This is a genomic window from Ruminococcus sp. HUN007 (assembly GCF_000712055.1).
GTDB lineage: Bacteria > Bacillota > Clostridia > Oscillospirales > Ruminococcaceae > HUN007.
In genome coordinates, this window is record NZ_JOOA01000002.1 from 757,463 (window position 1) to 775,111 (window position 17,649).

General features: G+C 43.2%; 12 protein-coding genes. 3 read left to right on the forward strand and 9 right to left on the reverse strand.

Going from position 1 to position 17,649, the window contains the following annotated elements; all coding sequences use genetic code 11:
• Window positions 1–29: 29 nt before the first annotated feature.
• The 7 genes from CC97_RS07510 to CC97_RS07540 all read right to left on the reverse strand — a co-directional run bounded on the left by CC97_RS07510 (window position 30) and on the right by CC97_RS07540 (window position 12,498).
• Window positions 30–1,970: an aconitate hydratase gene (locus CC97_RS07510; protein ID WP_044974463.1), complete on the reverse strand. Its 1,941-nt coding sequence runs from the start codon at window positions 1,968–1,970 to the stop codon at window positions 30–32.
• A gap of 125 nt (window positions 1,971–2,095) precedes the next feature.
• A complete protein-coding gene (locus CC97_RS07515) occupies window positions 2,096–2,683 on the reverse strand; it encodes a hypothetical protein (RefSeq protein ID WP_044974464.1) in 588 nt (195 codons plus the stop codon).
• 258 nt (window positions 2,684–2,941) lie between these two features.
• Window positions 2,942–6,499 (reverse strand): helicase-exonuclease AddAB subunit AddA, encoded by a 3,558-nt coding sequence (addA, locus tag CC97_RS07520; protein WP_044974465.1) that lies wholly within the window; start codon window positions 6,497–6,499, stop codon window positions 2,942–2,944.
• Window positions 6,486–9,860: a PD-(D/E)XK nuclease family protein gene (locus CC97_RS07525; RefSeq protein WP_044974466.1), complete on the reverse strand. Its 3,375-nt coding sequence runs from the start codon at window positions 9,858–9,860 to the stop codon at window positions 6,486–6,488. Before CC97_RS07525 ends, addA begins: the two co-directional genes overlap by 14 nt.
• Before the next feature lie 87 nt (window positions 9,861–9,947).
• Complete coding sequence (locus CC97_RS20510) at window positions 9,948–10,631, reverse strand: hypothetical protein (protein ID WP_049962758.1); 684 nt, start codon at window positions 10,629–10,631, stop codon at window positions 9,948–9,950.
• 156 nt (window positions 10,632–10,787) lie between these two features.
• Entirely contained in the window at window positions 10,788–11,645 is an 858-nt protein-coding gene (locus CC97_RS07535; RefSeq protein ID WP_044974467.1) for an AraC family transcriptional regulator, read from the reverse strand.
• Between the two features lie 343 nt (window positions 11,646–11,988).
• Window positions 11,989–12,498 (reverse strand): hypothetical protein, encoded by a 510-nt coding sequence (locus CC97_RS07540; RefSeq protein WP_044974468.1) that lies wholly within the window; start codon window positions 12,496–12,498, stop codon window positions 11,989–11,991.
• A 246-nt stretch (window positions 12,499–12,744) separates the two neighbouring features.
• Between CC97_RS07540 and CC97_RS07545 the strand changes: the two genes are divergently transcribed.
• On the forward strand, window positions 12,745–13,308 hold the full coding sequence (locus CC97_RS07545) for a sugar O-acetyltransferase (RefSeq protein WP_044974469.1): 564 nt from the start codon (window positions 12,745–12,747) through the stop codon (window positions 13,306–13,308).
• Window positions 13,309–13,397: 89 nt separating this feature from the next.
• Here the strand turns inward: CC97_RS07545 and CC97_RS07550 are convergent, their stop codons facing one another.
• Together CC97_RS07550 and CC97_RS07555 are read right to left on the reverse strand one after the other, a co-directional pair.
• Window positions 13,398–14,156 carry a TIGR02452 family protein gene (locus CC97_RS07550; RefSeq protein WP_044974470.1) on the reverse strand — a complete coding sequence of 253 codons (759 nt, stop codon included), beginning with the start codon at window positions 14,154–14,156 and terminating at the stop codon, window positions 13,398–13,400.
• Between the two features lie 125 nt (window positions 14,157–14,281).
• On the reverse strand, window positions 14,282–15,688 hold the full coding sequence (locus CC97_RS07555; protein ID WP_044974471.1) for an ATP-binding protein: 1,407 nt from the start codon (window positions 15,686–15,688) through the stop codon (window positions 14,282–14,284).
• Window positions 15,689–16,136: 448 nt separating this feature from the next.
• Here CC97_RS07555 and CC97_RS07560 point away from each other — a divergent pair, with 448 nt between their 5' ends.
• Both CC97_RS07560 and CC97_RS07565 read left to right on the forward strand, forming a co-directional pair.
• Window positions 16,137–16,667 carry a hypothetical protein gene (locus CC97_RS07560; protein WP_156036822.1) on the forward strand — a complete coding sequence of 177 codons (531 nt, stop codon included), beginning with the start codon at window positions 16,137–16,139 and terminating at the stop codon, window positions 16,665–16,667.
• A complete protein-coding gene (locus CC97_RS07565; RefSeq protein ID WP_044974473.1) occupies window positions 16,651–17,511 on the forward strand; it encodes a nucleotidyl transferase AbiEii/AbiGii toxin family protein in 861 nt (286 codons plus the stop codon). Before CC97_RS07560 ends, CC97_RS07565 begins: the two co-directional genes overlap by 17 nt.
• Window positions 17,512–17,649 lie beyond the last annotated feature (138 nt).

Genomic DNA, 17,649 nt, shown 5'->3' on the forward strand with positions numbered 1-17,649 from the left:
ACAATAGTAAAATCCCCGTATGCCTTTGATTACTTTTTAAGGTTCTCTCTTGTGTAGTCAAGAAGACCGCCGGCAAGGATGATGTCCTTTGTACGTCCTGTGAGTTCGCAGAGAACAGGAATGTTTGCACCTGTTGTCTTGTTTACTACTGTGAGTTCAGTCTTGTTTGCTTCGATATCTGCACGAACGTTCATGATCTCGATATCGTCGCCTTCATTAATCTTGTCGTAGTCTGCTTCGTTTACGAATGTGAGCGGAAGAATACCGGCATTTATGAGGTTAGCTCTGTGGATTCTTGCGAAGCTCTTAACGAGAACAGCCTTGATTCCGAGGTAGAGAGGTGCAAGAGCTGCATGTTCTCTTGATGATCCCTGACCGTAGTTTGCGCCGCCTACGATAATCGACTGACCGAGGCTCTTTGCTCTTTCAGGGAACTTTTCATCACATACTGTGAAGCAGTGCTGTGAAATAGCAGGAATATTTGAACGGAGAGGAAGGATCTTTGCACCTGCAGGCATGATGTGGTCAGTTGTGATGTTGTCCTCAACCTTGAGTGATACCTTGCACTTAATGTCCTTAACGAGCGGAGCAGTTTCCGGATAAGGCTTGATGTTTGGTCCGCGGAGGATCTCAACGCTGTCCATATCCTTTTCATCAACAGGAGGTACGATCATGTTATCGTTGATAACGAACTTTTCAGGAAGTTTGAAGTCAGGCATTTCGCCGATGTCTCTTGGATCTGTGAGAACACCTGTAATTGCTGAGATGGCAGCCATTTCAGGTGATACGAGGTAGATCTGTCCGTCCTTTGTTCCTGAACGTCCGAGGAAGTTTCTGTTGAATGTTCTGAGTGAGATACCCTTTGAGTTAGGTGACTGACCCATACCGATACACGGACCGCATGCACTTTCGAGGATTCTTGCACCGGCATCGATCATGATGGAGAGAAGGCCGTTCTGAGCGAGCATGTTGAGAACCTGCTTAGAACCAGGAGCGATAGAAAGTGAAACGTCAGGATGAACAGTCTTACCCTTGAGTATGTGAGCAACCTTCATCATGTCGAGGAGTGATGAGTTTGTGCATGAACCGATACAAACCTGATCGATCTTGATGTTTCCGATCTCCTTAACACTCTTAACGTTGTCAGGCATGTGAGGACATGCAGCAAGAGGAACAAGTTCCGAAAGGTTGATCTTTATTTCTTCGTCGTAAACAGCATCTTCATCAGCAGCAAGAGGAGTCCATACTTCTTCACGGCCCTGTGCTCTGAGGAACTGCTTTGTAACTTCGTCTGAAGGGAAAATTGATGTTGTGGCACCGAGTTCAGCACCCATGTTTGTGATAGTAGCTCTTTCAGGAACTGAAAGAGTCTTTACACCTTCACCGCAGTATTCGATAACCTTGCCTACGCCGCCCTTAACAGACATGATACGGAGAACTTCGAGAATAACGTCCTTTGCAGCAACCCACGGGCTGAGTTTGCCGGTAAGTTCAACCTTAACTACCTTAGGGCATGTGATGTAGTATGCGCCGCCGCCCATAGCAACAGCAACGTCGAGTCCGCCTGCACCGATAGCGATCATACCGATACCGCCGCCTGTTGGTGTGTGGCTGTCTGAACCGATAAGTGTCTTGCCAGGGATACCGAATCTTTCGAGGTGTACCTGATGGCAGATACCGTTACCAGGTCTTGAGAAATAAATGCCGTGCTTCTTTGCTACGCTTCCGATAAATCTGTGGTCATCAGCATTTTCAAAGCCGTTCTGGAGAGTATTGTGGTCGATGTATGCAACAGAACGTTCTGTCTTTACTCGCGGAACACCCATAGCTTCAAATTCGAGGTAAGCCATTGTTCCTGTAGCGTCCTGTGTAAGTGTCTGGTCAATACGGATACCGATCTCGCTGCCCTTGATCATTTCACCGTCTACGATATGGTTTTTGAGGATCTTTTCAGTTAATGTAAGTCCCATTAATTTACTCCGTTTCTCCGCAGCCTGAAAATAGTCTTAGTGTTCGGAAACATCTTCTGCGGTGCGATGTACCCGATGCAGTGAACATTTTTACGTCCACTCACACACACTATTTATTTTACCACTTATACGCGGTACTTGTCAATTAGATTTTCAATACATTTTACGACTTCTCCGACATTCTGTGAGGCATCTATACGATGGAGATTTCCATATTTCTCCGAGCGTCCCCTGTAGAAATCTGCCTCATCGGCAAGGAAGCGTCTGCACACTTCGCTGTAATCAGGCGTTTTCTGGCGTGATTCACGGTCTATGCACCTTTTAAGCCGCTCACCGTTATCCATTTCCAGATAAAACACCACTATGTCACTTCTGTCGTATTTTTCGTAGAGTTTGTCGATAACATCCGGCGTACAGATGATTATGTGATCAGTCTTTCCTGATATATCAATAGTACAGGTAAAATAGTTCCAGTCGCCGTGTACCGTATGGTAAGTACGCCTTTCAATGACTTTTCCCGCACTTTCGAGCTCATGAAGCTTTTCCTCATCGACGAAATGATATTCGACCCCGTCGGTCTCCCCTGTTCTTATCGGTCTGGTGGTATAAGTGACCACCCTTTCAAGATCAGGTATGTTTTTATTCATAAGTGTATTGAAGGCAGTATCCTTTCCGGAACCGCTCTTTCCAATAAGGCAGTAGATCTTTCCCATTAAATTTCCCTCCGTTGCTGTTTTCCCACATGGGCATTTAAACATTATGATTATATCATTTTGGAAACGGTTTTTCAATGCAAAATAAAGAAAACGTTCAGAGAAAAAATCTCAGAACGTTTTCTTTTTTTATTGAAAAGGTGAACATATTACGATAAGAAATTCTGAATTCTCAATGGCGTTTACTATATCCTCACTGAGGTCACTGCTCGACTAATGCTTTGTATTTGTAAGCCATAATATTCCCTGTATTGTTTATCAGCGCTTCATTATTTCCGCGTATTTTCCAAGTTTCAGCGAATAGATAACGGCACACTTTACTTTTTTGTTTTCTGTTTTTTCCAGAGCAGCACGGTAGATCTCCAGCTGGAGCGAGTAGTTTTCCACAAGTTCTGAAATATCTGTTACATAATCGGTCTTGTAATCAACAAGCACCAGACCGTCTTCCTCCTCGAAGTACATATCGACAATGCCCTGTACCATGCTGTCAGAATCCTTAAACTTTTCAAAGGCTGCATCATTAAGTTCCAGATCACCGAGACGGACAAGGAATTTTCGTTCCCTCTCCATACGTTCTGATGAGACGGCACGTCTGAAAAGTTCCGATGAAGTGAAGGCTTTTATATACTCAGGATCAATGCCCTCAGCCTGCCTAGCCGTGATAAATCCCTTTTCGGCTGCACGCTTTATCTCACCGGCCGGATCGTTTTCAAGAGCTCTGAAATCAGCATGCTCAAGGATACTGTGTATCGCTGTACCGCGTTCGGTTCCGGTCATTCCGGTGCGTTCCTTCATAAAGGCCGGACGCTTAAGTACTGTTCCGTATTTTTCATGATCCTTCGAAATATCCGAAACTGCAAACTTGGCCTCATGAAGAACGGACGTCTGTTTTACTGATGCAAAGCGTCCGGTTATCTTTACGGTAAGTTCCGGATCAGCGCTGATCTCTTCCGTTTCGGTATCAGCCTCTCCGGTCACTTCACTCATCGCGGATGCTTCTTCAAATTCCACTCTGAATTTTTCATCGGAAACAAAGAACATATCCTTTCCGCTGAGTTCCCTGAGCTTTTTACCGTCCGGATGTGTAATGAGAGCCATCAGCAGCCAGTCTTCCATACAGCCGGCTTTTGCTGCAAGATCAGAAGTGATCCCTCCGGCCCTGTGTGCTGAAGCTGCATATTCCGCAAGCTTCTGCACTGTCGCTTTTCCGGTGTCGAGCGTGATGAAAAGGCGCTCCCTTGCCCTCGTCAGCGCAACGTAGAGCAGTCGCATCTCTTCACTTACGGAATCACGCATGTTCCGTATGTTTATAAGTTCAAACGGAAGAGTTGTGTAGCGTCTGAACTCACGCCTTTTCTGAAGTCTGAAGCCTATACCGCTTTCGAAGCTGAGCTGTATCTTTTTAAGACTGTCCGATCTGTTGAACGGCGCCTGAGTTTCACAGAGGAACACAAACGGATATTCCAGACCCTTCGATTTATGAATAGTCTTGATGGCAACCACGTCCTCCGATGTGGAAGCTGTCTGGCCGGACTTAAAGTCCCCGTTCATTTCAAGAGTACGGTCGATATATCTTATAAATCCGCTCAGTCCCTCGTCCGATGCCTGCTGATATGTCCGTGCATATTCCAGCAGGGCGCGGAGATTGGCACGCTTTTTCTCACCGTCATCCAGCATATAAACCAGCGAAATGAAATCCGTTCTTTCATAAATGTACTGAATAAGTTCCACAAGGCTTCTCGAAGCCGCAAGCATCCTCAGTTCCGAAACAGTGTCCATAACATGGATCACCTTGCGTTTCATTTCCTCCGGTATCTGTTCGGTGTTATCACCGTTATATATGTCAAGAAGTGCATGGTACAGATGTCCCGTCCTTTTTTCAAGACGCAGGATGATCATTTCATCGTCAGTGAACATGAAAAGCGGAGACATGAGTACCGCTGCAAGCGATGTGTCGATAAGCGGATTGTCCGTCATACGCAGAAGATTCAGAAGTACACTGATCTCCCTTGAACTGAGATATCCGGCAGTTTCCTCGCTGTATGCCGTAATGCCGTATTCAGCGAGAGCTTTTATATAATCCGCCGCATCCTTCTTTCGTCTCAGAAGAATACAGAAATCCCTTTTCGTACACGGACGCACGCCGCCTTTTCTGTCATCAACAGGAGTCCCATCCTTCAGCATCGAGGCTATTTTACGTGCAGTGTATTCTGCCTGAGTTACCGGTTCATCCGCATCCGGATCAGTAAGGGCCACAACGGTTTTCCTGTCACGTTCCGAAAACTCTGCACCCTTTATCAGTTTTTCGCCCTCATCGTATACGATCTCGCCGACTTCACGGCTCATGACTGAGCGGAAAATGAAGTTTACAAATTCTATAACATCTTCAGAACTTCTGAAATTTCGGTTAAGGCGTATGCATGAATTTCTTCCGCCGTTATTTTCAGAATAATCCTCCGAGTTTTCCATTGTGTTTATGAATATTTTCGGGTTGGCAAGACGAAAACGGTAAATCGACTGCTTCACGTCACCGACCATGAACAGATCGTCGCCCGGACATCCGGCAGTTCCTCCGTGCGAGAGCATTCTGAAAATAAGGTCCTGATTGTTGTTCGTATCCTGAAACTCGTCGATCATTATGACCTTGTAGTATTCCGAAAGCTCTTTTGCAAGTGCGGATTTTACCGGAACTCCGTTTTCGTCCTGTACTGAAAGAAGCTTTACTGCCAGCGATTCAGCATCGGAAAATCCTATGCAGCTTTTCTCTACTTTCTTCTTCCAGAGTTTTTCTTCCAGTTCCTTTATGATATCAGTAAATGCTTCAAGCACGCGGCAGTGCACGGCAATGTCCTCATCTGCACAGAGTATGAGTTCCTTAGCTGAAACAAGTTTTTCCTTCAGTATTTTCTTGTAGCCGTCACGCAGCGCCTTTATGCTGTCCTTTGCTTCCGGAGTAACTGTTTTCGCCATTCTGAGCACTGCGAACGCCGGCTCTTCGTACGAACTTATCCTCTCCTCCGGAGTTCCTTCATTTCCGGATAAAGTCCGGTAAATCATCTTTATTGTGTCATTTTCAGTTCTGATAATATCCAGAGCCTTTTCACCCACATCATCCGACTCCGCAAGTTCCAGGCATTCACCGGAAAGCGTGCAGGCATTACGGACAGCTCCGCAGATATATCTTAAATATTCGTCCTTAAAATATCTGCCGGTATTTCCTTCAGAAGAATATCCCTTACATATGCTTTCAAGCCATGAAGTTCCGTAAGGTATGGAACTTACGAATCTCCAGATCTCCTTAATGATATCCTCTATCGGTGTATCGTTCCGGCTGCAGAACTGATCGTAGAGAAGCCCGGTCATCTCAGGATGTGTTTCATATCTTTCCGTTACTATTTCCGAAACAAGCCTGCTTTCCATAAGTTCCGCTTCAGTTTCATCAAGTATTCTGAAGCTGCCTGTAAGCTCCAGCTCATGGATGTTGTCACGTATAAGGTCAAAGCAGAAAGAATGAACAGTGGATATTTTCGCACTCTGCAAAAGAAGCTGCTGCTCACTCAGCCACTGGTTTTCCGGATCCTTTTCTATCAGGTCAGCCAGCGCCGCAGTAAGTCGCTGCTTCATTTCAGCAGCTGCATCCTTCGTAAAAGTAACGACGATCATTCTGTCCGCCGGCACTCTGTTTTCGCTGTCCGAAAGAATACGTACAAGCCTTTCGACCAGTACCGACGTTTTTCCGCTTCCTGCCGCCGCAGATACAAGCAGCGAGCATCCCCTTGCATCTATCGCCGTTTCCTGTTCCTTAGTCCAGCCCATCTATTTTCTCCTCCCCGTCACTTCCGAGAATATTCATTTTCAGTTCCTTAACATCGTCCGGAACAAAGCGTTCGTACTTACGAGGAAAGTTTCCGCATATCTCTTTGTAGTCGCAGAATCTGCAGACATCTTTCTGTGTATCGTAGTTAAGCGGCAGTGCACTTACATCACCGTCAAGAAGATCGGCCGCCATTTTTTCAAGCATTTCTCTTACATGTCTGCGAAGGCGCTCGAACTGCGGTCTTGTAAGGCAGCGGCTTCTTGTTTTGTCCAGTTCAAACGTGCCTTTTTTCACCGCATCTGCCGTAAGCTTTGCAGGGATGTATATACCGGCTATATTCTCCTCCATAGCACGGAGTACCTTCAGTTCCTTCAGTACTACACCGCTCATACGGTAAAATTTGCTGAGATACGCTTCGGTATCATCGTCTCCGGTCCTGTCACGTCCGAGTTCTATCGATCCTGAAGGCATGTAGAGAACTCCGGCAGGTATGGAATCGCCGTAAACTCCGCCCCCGGATGTAACTGAGAAAAGATAGAGAAGCATCTGTATGTCGATGCCGTAGAGTATCTTTTCAAGTTCAAAGCTTTTAACGCCGGTCTTGTAGTCTATGATCCTTATGAATTTTTCACCTGTTTCAGGATCGGTGTAGCTGTCAACACGGTCGATCTTGCCCTTAAGTATGATCTCGGTGCCTTCATGCCCTTTTATTCGGAACGGCTCCCCGCAGGTCGCCTCATTTATCTCAAACTCGAATTTTTCCGGCATGAACTGTGAAGCAGCCAGTTCTTTCTTAAGATGGTTCACAAGATACAGCGTATCTTCCGTAAACTTTTCAAACTTCGAATCAAGTCTCGCATTTTTGCCGAAATCGCCTGCAAGGTTTTCAGCCTTGTATTTTTCAGCGAACTCCTTAATTTTTTCTGTAATGACCTCATCAGTCAGCGAGATAAACTCATCCTTCGTGCTGCATCCGGAAAGAATGTTTTCAAGGCAGCTGTGAACAAGACTTCCGAGATCTCTGAAATCCATCTCTCTCCTGTCGCGGGCTCTGATGTGAAGTCCGTATTTACAGAAATAGCGGAAATGGCACTCGCTGTAATCTTCAAACGAGGTTGCCGACACCTGTATTCTGTCGCCCATAAGTCTGCCAATAAGCGAGCTGTCACTTACGGCGTGTACTCCGTCTTTACCGATAGAATCGAGGTACTCTATTTTGCTTTTATACTCAGGAATATTTAAAAGCGCTTCGCGCAGCGAGGCTTTTTCCTGCTCATCACGGAACATGCCCTGAACGTAATTGCGGTAAGCGGCAGCAGGTGTCGGTGAATAGAACAGCACGTCATATTCCGCGGCCGGTTTTCTTATATTGTCCGTATACATGCCGGCTATCTGGTTAAGTATATACGACGGAAAGCGTGTTCCTCCCTGTGCATCGCAGAGCGGATAGGAAATTATCACGCGTTCTGAAGCAGATGAAAACAGACGGTACACCACAAATCTTTCATCTGCCAGAAGGCGCTTTGTGTCCTTGCCGAGATCGATGCCAAGTTTTTCAAACGCTTCCTTGTCAGTGCTGCTCAAAAGTCCTGATGACTTTGCCGCAAACGGAAGAATTCCTTCATTTGCGCCCGTAACGAAAATCACCTTCTGTCCTTCAACTCTCGCCTTTTCAGCTGACACTACCGAAACGATATCGAGTTTCTGCGGAGGTGCAAGGAATCTGTTCTGCCTTACGATAAGTGTGAACAGCTCTGCAAATTCAGAAGGATCTGTAATCTCATCGCCCAGTACTTCAGCAACCGTATCGAAGGTGTCCATGATACAGTTCCACAGACGTTCCAGTTCCGAAGCTGTATCAGTTATTCCGTTGTTTTTGTATTCTGCAATAAGACCGGAGACATTTTTCGTTATCTCCTGTTCCTCAAGGAATTCATAGATATACCGGCACATCTGCGCCGCCGTGCTTCCCTTCATCTTTTTACGGAGCGCAATGATCGGATCGGCAAGTCTCATCCTGAGTGCTTCGGCATTTGCAAGATTCTCTTTCCTTTCCGTACCGGAAAGTCCGGTATCAGTAAAGCTTTCCTCCCACATGGCCCCGTCAACATTCCACTTGTAGCAGAAGTTTTCAAGAAATGCTGTTTCGGTCAGTGAGACCGGAGTAAGACCGGTCTTGGCATAACGGAAAAGAACGTCGCTCTGAATTTTTTTCATACCGGACAAATCAAGAAGTGATGTTATCAGTATTACTATGGAAGTATGCATGACCGGAGTTTCCTCATCGGAAAAATAAGGGATGCCGTAGCGTTCAAGCGCTGACTTAAGTATGATGTCATAATCCTCCGGCTGACGTGAAGCTATGGTTATCTCACCGTACCGGCATTCATTTTCGTCAACGAGTTTTCTGATATATGAGCATACAAAATCAGCTTCCCTGTAAAGGTCTTTCGCCTCGGTTATCTGTACAGCTCCTTCGGACGGAACCGGAGCCGTCCTTCTTCTGAAGATACTTCCGCTCAGTTTCTTAACTGCATCGTTTCTGAAACGATGATTCTCCGTAAGAAGCTCAGTTTTCTGTTCTGTCCTGTACTTTTCAGCTAAGGCCTTAAGCCTTGCATAAGTGGTATTAACAGTCGAAAACAGTGAATTCTCCTTCTTTTCCGTCTCCGGTGTACACAGAGCGATATTTATTTCCGAACACTCTGCTGTCATGACATCGATCATTTCCAGTTCATCCGGACTGAATGAATCGAACTCATCGATGAAGCAGACGGTATCCTCAAAAAAGTCATTCATATTGGCGGCAGCCGCTGCCTCGGTTATATCTGTAAGACTGTCACGAAATCCGCGTTCAGTCATTATGCTGTCGTAAGCCGAATAGATCATGGATATGTCCGACGCCTTTTCCTTCAGCTTTTCATCCATGCCGTTTATACGTGAAGCAAGACTGTCAGCTGTAACCGAAGCACGTCTGAGGTCTGCGACTATTTCAAGGGCATCGTTTATAAACGATCTGCTTTCCGCCTGCCTTCCGAAAAACATAAATGATTTATTTTTTCGTATCTCCTTAAGTGCGAGATACATAAGTGCGGCCTTTGTGCTGTCGTCCGCATATTCACCGGAACGGCTTCCGAAAGTATCGAATATCAGGCGGGCAAGCCGTGTAAAGCTGAGAACATTTATACTGTTCGACACAGAGCTTCCGAGTTTCTGATACATCTTACGCTCATATTCAAAAGAAAACTGCTCGGGAACTATAACAAATATTCTCCTGCCGCTTTCCGCATGCGTCTTTATTCTTTCTATTATGGCAGATGACTTTCCGGAACCTGCCTCTCCAAGTATGAATCTTAACATTCCGGCCTCCCGTTTACGTAAACTATGTGAAATTCCCATAATCAATTATCCCCCGAAAACCAGATCACGGTTCCGGGGGAGTATATCTTATTCTGTAAACACCCTCATATCTTTCACTTCAATGTTTTTATCAGTTTTAAACACAACTCCGCCTTTGAAAATACAGTTGCTTTCCTTATCATAAAATTCATAATGGATCCAGTTTTCCGTTCCTTTTTCAGCAGCAGCAAGCCACTTTTCCTTCGGCTGTGTGATAGATTTCTCCCAGGTCGCACCCGGTTTCATCTCTTCATCGCTCTTGTAATAGACCTGATCAGATACATTAACAAACTCGATCGTCAGAGTAGCACCTCCGTCCGCTTCCTCCAGTGATTTTACATAAGCACCGAGGTATTCGTTCTGAACATCAAATGAATATTCCGGAACAGGTTCCTCAGTAACTTCTTCGGCAGAACTCTCATCATTCTCTTCAGCAACGGAATCCTTATCATCCTTTGAGTCTTTGTTATCCTTTGATTCTTTATCGTCCTTTGAATCCTTGTCGTCCTTGCTTTTCTTATCATCTTTTGATTTTTTATCGTCCCCGGAATCCTTGTCTTTATTATCATCTCCGGAATCGTTATCTTCTTTTTCATCATCAGTTTCAGGCTCGATCACATTTCCTGAAACATCTGTTTCTGCGACACTGTCTGCATTTTCCTCATCACTTTTACCGCATCCTGCAAGAAGCAGAACAGCAGCGGTAAGTACGATCAAAAATTTTTTCTTCATTGTATTTTTCCCCTTTATAATTCATCATTCCCATGTATTTATACTGTCTATGATAGCATATTTTCAATAAAAAAACAACCTCTCTGCAGGCGTATGACTGTCTGCAGAAAGGCTGTTCTGTTGTATGTGATCAATTAAATATCAGTTTTCTGACGCTTATTTCTTCTTCACCGGGATCCAGATCTCGCAGTAATAATTCCCGTCTTTAGTACCCTTTTCGTACTTGGTCGGATCATCATAATACTCCACGCAGTATCCGGCTGCAAACTCATAATCCTTTAACGCCGGAAGCCATTCTGTGAAGATCTTGGTGTTTACGTCCTGAAGTGCGTCCGGCATTGCTCCTCTGCACGGGAAAACCGCCCATTCAAATGAAGGTATAGTTCTTGTGACTAATCCCTCCGGCACCTCCTTTTCCGGATCATACGGATCTGCGATAAGGTATTCAAAATTTTCCCTGCCCATAGCGGTGTCGATATTGATACCGTACATTCCCATTACATATTTTCCGCAGCCTGATGCGTAATGTTCCTGCCAGAACTGCGGAACATTTTCCTTTGCACCTTCGTATGAAAATGTCTTTGCATTAGCGATAACCGTAAAAGCGTCCTTCTTAATGATCTTGTAATCCATGAGATATCCTCCTTCTAATGACAGCTTCAGTTTCAGCGGAGCAAAGGTCTTGAGAAGCACCTCATCCCTGCGCACGGATGAAGGTGAAACGCCGTGGAATCTTGTAAAAGCTTTGGTAAAACTGTCCGGAGAGTCATACCCGTACTTCATGGCGATATCGATTATCTTTTCATCAGTTATCAGAAGATCATTTCCCGCAAGAGCCAGTCTTCTGTTACGGATATATTCCGCAGCGCTGAATCCGCAGAGCATTGCAAATCCTTTCTGAAAATAGAACGGAGACACACCCACAGCTTTCGCCGCATCATCTGCCGTTACACCTTCAGTGATATGATCCTCAATATACTGAATCGAATCGCCTATTATCCTCATCCACTCCATATTGTTCTTTCTCCCTTCGCCTGCTGTGATTCTATCTTACCACACTGACGAATATCTTTCCCGATTTTTCTTGGCTTTATTTGTCCGTCAGAAAATCACCGGTATCTCATTCTTTTAACTCATAAAAATAAAACCGGCAGCATGAAACCGAACTTCCGCTGCCGGATAAAGTTTTCTTTACTGTCCGACACAAAAAATGAAGTCTTCCGGGATGGATACATTAACATTAAACAATTACCTGTCCCGTAGAATAACGAATAACGGAAAACTATAACCGTAAACTTTTACTCTGTGATATAAAAAGGGTGTGTGAACAGTAAACGGAAAGAGCTTTTACTCTGATTTATAAATCAACTTCCAGCTCGGCAGTACTGTTTACTGTATCAAGTGCAAGCTGCGCTCTTGCTATCTCAGCAGAAAGATCTTTATAGTCTTTTTCCGCAAGATCAATATCGTAGTTCGCATACCGGTAATCAACCACATTTGTGCCTCTTCCGAATCCTACGTTTTCACGCACCTTCGGAAGAGCGTCCTTCATAGCAAAAAGCTTGGTCTGACGCTTCTGAAGCTGCGGCAGATATACAAGCATTTCGTCGATGGTAAAACCATATTCCGGTATCACCGTATTTGTATTGAACACATTTACAGCATGCTTCAGTTTACGGATCTTCTGTTCAACCTTTATCTGCTCCTCCTGCATTGAAGCATAGTCATACGAAGGACGAACCGATTCCACATCTTCACCGAGTGATGCTAAGAATGACTTTGAATTCTCATCACGCACCTGAAGTGTACGGAGTTCATCATTAAGCTGACGAAGAAGCTTTGAAGCCTGTGCAGATGTCATTTTCATATTTTTTACCTCTCTCCCAGTTTTTATTACATAAATAACTTAACCTTAAATCCACCACTCAGGTGTCAGTTCACGTTATTATTTTATCACGCTATTCATTAACAGTCAATCACTATACTATAACTGCAAAGTATATCAGAGTATTCACTATAGGCATTTGCTATTTTCAGAAAGTCTTGTTATAATGAATACAACAAAAGCGTTGCAGGTGCGCACATAAAAGAAAGCTACACGGAGGTAACAGCCATGACAACAAAAGAATTCATTGACTTCATGTCCAGCGGAAAACAGGTTACGGCTGAATGTGATGTTCATCAGACGATGCACAGGCTCAGTCAGGAAGCGATCCGGATCACAATGGAGATCAACAATCATTACCATACCCCCGACGAGATCAATGCATTGATGTCGGAGCTTATCGGTGAGCCGGTTGAGGTCGGACTGTTTCCTCCGTTCAACGCCGACTGCGGAAAGAACATTCATCTCGGCAAGAACGTGTTTATAAATTCCGGCTGTAAATTTCAGGATCAGGGCGGCATCTATATTGGTGACGGAGTGCTGATCGGTCACAACACGGTGCTTGCAACGCTGAACCACGGAATTCTGCCTGAAGAACGCCACGATCTGATACCGAAACCCATTCACATCGGTAATAATGTGTGGATCGGATCAAATTCAACTGTTCTTGCTGGCGTGACTATCGGAGATAATGCTGTGATCGGTGCAGGCTCGGTGATCACTAAGGATATCCCCGAAAACATGATAGCTGTAGGCAGTCCGGCAAGAGTTATAAAGAGCATATTTGATTAAGTAACTCAAACATTCTCGAATTAGCTGATGCTCATAACCGTTTTAAAAGTCCTCTAGGCATAGAAAACGAAGAAGCGTGCATAACAATATCAATCTTTCCGGCTGTAAAGCACCCTTTCAAACGCGGCATAATTTCTATCCGGCGGTACAGCAAAAACTACTTGTTTTACTACGGTATCACTGAATAATTCTATGAACAGACTTGCCACCCTCTCCGGTCTTTGGGCAAAAACTCCGCATCCAAATGCTCCGGCAATCAATACTTCCACATTCAGCGAATCACAAATATCTCTTATGAAACGTATTCTGTCCTTCAGTGCACGATCATTCTGCTCTTCACTTATACTTCCTTTTTTAAGCATCACAGAACGATTAGGTGCTGCGCATGTTATTACATCAGCGGTTACATGCTTATTTTCGTCATCATTAAAGAAGTACACACCAGGAGAATAGAGCGCCCTGTTCATATACAAACCCATATTATAATTGGCTTCATTCCATTCATAATAATCCGGAAAAGTACTGAGTACATTATATAAGAACGATGCGTGACATAACGCCTCTTCCTGTGCCATAGCTCCATTTAAAAAGCCTCCTCCGGGATGTCTGTAGCTTGCAAAGTTAAGTACAGCAAGTTTATTCCCGTTAGAATGCTTTAAAACACTCTCTTCGGTATATGACTTTTCAAGAACAAACTCCGCTCTTTTTCCTGTTATCTTATCTCTCACAAATTCGGTTCCAAATACATGCGTTGCCAGAATACTCTTCTGTATTTCATCGGAGTACTGTTTCACCATTTTTTCAGTATGCTTCAAAGCTTTATCTTTAAGATCATCTTTTCTTCCCATCATCATTTCTCCTTTTCATAAATATAAACAAGCACGTAAATTGATATAGTCAACTTACGTGCCGTTTTTTTAGCTAATAAAAGTATATCAACAAACCACATCGGCTGTCAAGATGAATATACGGATTATACATTAAAAAGATCATCAGGTTCTACAAGAAATATATTCTTCTCGTTCTCTGCCTTTTCTCTGATCCATTCTGTAAATCCGCCTTTGCTGAAGAAATAAAAATACTTTTCAGTTATACCGCTGAAATTATCTGCGGTAGCACATATAGCATCAAACTCTTTTTTATCAAGCGGTGAATTTTTATATTTGCATTCACAGAATACGGCCTTACGGTTATCTCTGCTTAGTAAAAGAATATCACAGTCATCCTGACGCTTCAGTTTACTGTTCGTTCCCCACCATTTTCCCATCTTATGTGGGATAAAAGGAAGCTTTTTCTGTTTGGCAAGGCGTTTCATGTACTGGCAGCATATCTTTTCAAATATAAGTCTCATATAATTGTTGAAAGAGTCAGGATCAGTTATTTCTCTGGCTGCGTCCTCCGCTCCGATAAGTTCGTAGTAGCTTTTTTCAGTAAAAAGATACCGGAACCAGAATGCGAAGAAATTATCACTTATACTGTAAAGCGTTTTACGTGAACTTTCTTCCTCACCGCACGGGGTATTTCTGCTGATAAGTTTCAGATCTATAAGAGTTTTCAGATATTTACTGCATTTTGAAGGTTCTTCATGTATCTTCTGTGTGATATCATTCATTCTGCTCGCACCATTTGCGATTGCTTCAAAAATACTGTTATACACTGCCGGATCACGAAGTTCCATCTTCAGAAGCGACTGTGGCTCTTCAGTCAGAAATGCGCCTGTACGCAGAATATTTTTGGCGATATTTTCTTTTATCGATCTTTCAGGATCAAATGTCTGAAGATAACATGGTATTCCTCCCAGTATCCCGTATGCCGCAAGTTTTTCCTCTGAAGAATAGTTTCTGAAAAACTCTGCACTGTCAAGGTAATCAAAAGGAAGCAGTTCCAGCTGTGATGTGGATCTGCCGTAAAGAGGACTCTTGTACCCCATTACGTCATTCTCCATAAAACTTACACTTGATCCGCACAGTATCAGAAAAATGTTTTTGTTTTTCCACGAGTGATCTACAGTATGTTGAAGAATGCTTTTTATACTCGGATTTTCCGCTGCTATAAAAGGAAATTCATCTATGATAATAGTGACTTTGTTTTTGCCAGAAGCTTTAAGACCGATATAGTCAAATGCCTTTTCCCAGCTTTCAAAGCTTCCGAAATCTTTTCCTTCAAAGTACTTCTGAACTGTTCTGGAAAAATCAATAAGGTTCAGAGCATCATTTTTTTCCTGTGCTGAAAAGAAAACAGTAGACGATCTGGTGCTGAACTCCTTCAAAAGCGAGGTCTTACCAACACGCCTGCGGCCGTAAAGCACAAGAAATTCAAATCTTTTCGAGCTGTGCAGCTCATTCAGCAGCTCAAGTTCATTCTGACGTCCTATGAACATAGAATCCTCTCCTTTTCATTTTAGTGAATTACGATTATTATACTCCTGTTTCACTAAATTGTCAATAGAAGAATCAGGTACTGTCGGCTCGTCAGAGACGGCAGTACCTTTTTGAAGAATGCGGTCAGTCTATGCTGTAACAAACTGCTTATGAAATACCGTAAACTCATTCACCGGCATATCCGGCAGCTCACCGTACTTTTCAAGCAAAAGTCTGATGATCGCGGCCGACTTTGCCTGCGTGTTTATACATTTGTTTATCTTTTGTACAGGTCATCTGTCAGCTGCACGATCTTTTTTTTCTTATAAAACGCAATCAAAAAACTATTGATTTTCTCCGGTAAATTGTGTATAATACAATTAAGAGGTGAAAATAATGATTTTTTCTGCATCCATGTTATCACAAAAGCTGAATAATTACAGTGATCCTGCAGGAAGGATAATGAGAATGAAAAAATCCGGAGAAATAATTTCTCTTGTCCGCGGACTGTATCAGGATGATAAAACTGTTCCTGCATATCTTATGGCCGGAGCCATATACGGTCCTTCCTATATATCTTTTGAATACGCCTTATCTTACTACGGACTTATTCCTGAAGCTGTGTATACTGTAACTTCAGCAACTTATGAAAAGAAAAAAATAAAAGAATACAGTAATTTCTTTGGCAATTACTATTATCACGACATTCCTGCCGAAGCTTACCCGTTCGGAGTCTCTCTTTCAGAAGAAAACGGGTATCAGTTTCTTATAGCATCCCCTGAAAAAGCCCTGTGCGATAAACTCTGCATTATGCCGCCGGTAACCAGTCAGAAAGATATAAAGAAACTGCTTTTTGAAGATCTGCGAATAGACCGGGCTTTATTCTATACTCTCAGTTTCGGGGATATATTTGAAATCGGAGACAAATACCACAGCAACAATATAAAGTATCTCATAAAATTTCTGAAAAAGGAGCAAAGTAATGAACAGCACAATTGAAGAAATGCTGAAATACTATCAGACCAATAATCTTACCGATAAAAAGAATGCGATGAAGGAGATAATACAGGAAATTGTTCTGTGCGGACTTTCACGGGCAGGATTCTTTAATAAAGCTGCATTTTACGGTGGAACCGCTCTGCGTATATTCTACGGCCTGAACAGATTTTCTGAAGATCTTGATTTTTCTCTTACAAGTCCCGAACCTGATTTTGATCTGTCGTCATATTTTCCTGTTCTGAAAAAGGAAGTCACTTCATGGGGATTAAACGTTGATATTTCGCTGAAAGAAAAAAATACAGATTCAGCAATACGTTCCGCATTTCTTAAGGGAAACACTATGGAACACATGCTTGTATTTTATGCTTCAGAATCATTAAAAAGCGGGATTTCCAGAGATGAAGTTATAAAAATCAAATTTGAAGTTGATACCATGCCTCCTGAATGGGCAGGATATGAGAATAAATATCGTCTTCTTCCCTCACCTTACGAAGTTAAGATGTATGATATGCCTTCGCTTTTTGCCGGAAAAGTTCATGCAGTTATCTGCCGTGCTTGGAAACAGCGAGTAAAAGGAAGAGATCTCTACGATTACATTTTTTATCTTTCCCGCAATGCAGCACTTAATTTACCGCACCTGAAAGCCAGACTCGTTCAGTCCGGAGCATGGGATCCTGAAAAAGATCTTTCGATTGAAGATACACGTGATCTTCTTTTTTCAAGATTTGATTCAATAGATTTCGAAAATGCCAAAAACGATGTGCGTCCGTTTATCAGAGATACTGATTCACTCAATATCTGGAGTGCGGATTTCTTTAAGCAGATAACTTCGAATCTTCGGTGATTATTCATTCAGTTATACATTAAAAAGATCATATAGCAAAGAAATTTCTGACGAAGCAAGACAGTTTCCGTGCAATAATCACACAATTTTAGGCGTTATCACCCTATGTCATTTGACAATACACTGATTTTATAAAGA

What these genes read in the sequence shown, in the direction of transcription:
- CC97_RS07535 (WP_044974467.1), bottom strand. Translation starts at nt 11,645, where the DNA reads ATGGAGTGGATGAGGATAATAGGCGATTCGATTCAGTATATTGAGGAT.
- CC97_RS07565 (WP_044974473.1), top strand. Translation starts at nt 16,651, where the DNA reads ATGAACAGCACAATTGAAGAAATGCTGAAATACTATCAGACCAATAAT.
- CC97_RS07550 (WP_044974470.1), bottom strand. Translation starts at nt 14,156, where the DNA reads ATGGGAAGAAAAGATGATCTTAAAGATAAAGCTTTGAAGCATACTGAA.
- CC97_RS07510 (WP_044974463.1), bottom strand. Translation starts at nt 1,970, where the DNA reads ATGGGACTTACATTAACTGAAAAGATCCTCAAAAACCATATCGTAGAC.
- CC97_RS20510 (WP_049962758.1), bottom strand. Translation starts at nt 10,631, where the DNA reads ATGAAGAAAAAATTTTTGATCGTACTTACCGCTGCTGTTCTGCTTCTT.
- CC97_RS07540 (WP_044974468.1), bottom strand. Translation starts at nt 12,498, where the DNA reads ATGAAAATGACATCTGCACAGGCTTCAAAGCTTCTTCGTCAGCTTAAT.
- addA (WP_044974465.1), bottom strand. Translation starts at nt 6,499, where the DNA reads ATGGGCTGGACTAAGGAACAGGAAACGGCGATAGATGCAAGGGGATGC.
- CC97_RS07545 (WP_044974469.1), top strand. Translation starts at nt 12,745, where the DNA reads ATGACAACAAAAGAATTCATTGACTTCATGTCCAGCGGAAAACAGGTT.
- CC97_RS07515 (WP_044974464.1), bottom strand. Translation starts at nt 2,683, where the DNA reads ATGGGAAAGATCTACTGCCTTATTGGAAAGAGCGGTTCCGGAAAGGAT.
- CC97_RS07560 (WP_156036822.1), top strand. Translation starts at nt 16,137, where the DNA reads ATGAAAAAATCCGGAGAAATAATTTCTCTTGTCCGCGGACTGTATCAG.
- CC97_RS07525 (WP_044974466.1), bottom strand. Translation starts at nt 9,860, where the DNA reads ATGTTAAGATTCATACTTGGAGAGGCAGGTTCCGGAAAGTCATCTGCC.
- CC97_RS07555 (WP_044974471.1), bottom strand. Translation starts at nt 15,688, where the DNA reads ATGTTCATAGGACGTCAGAATGAACTTGAGCTGCTGAATGAGCTGCAC.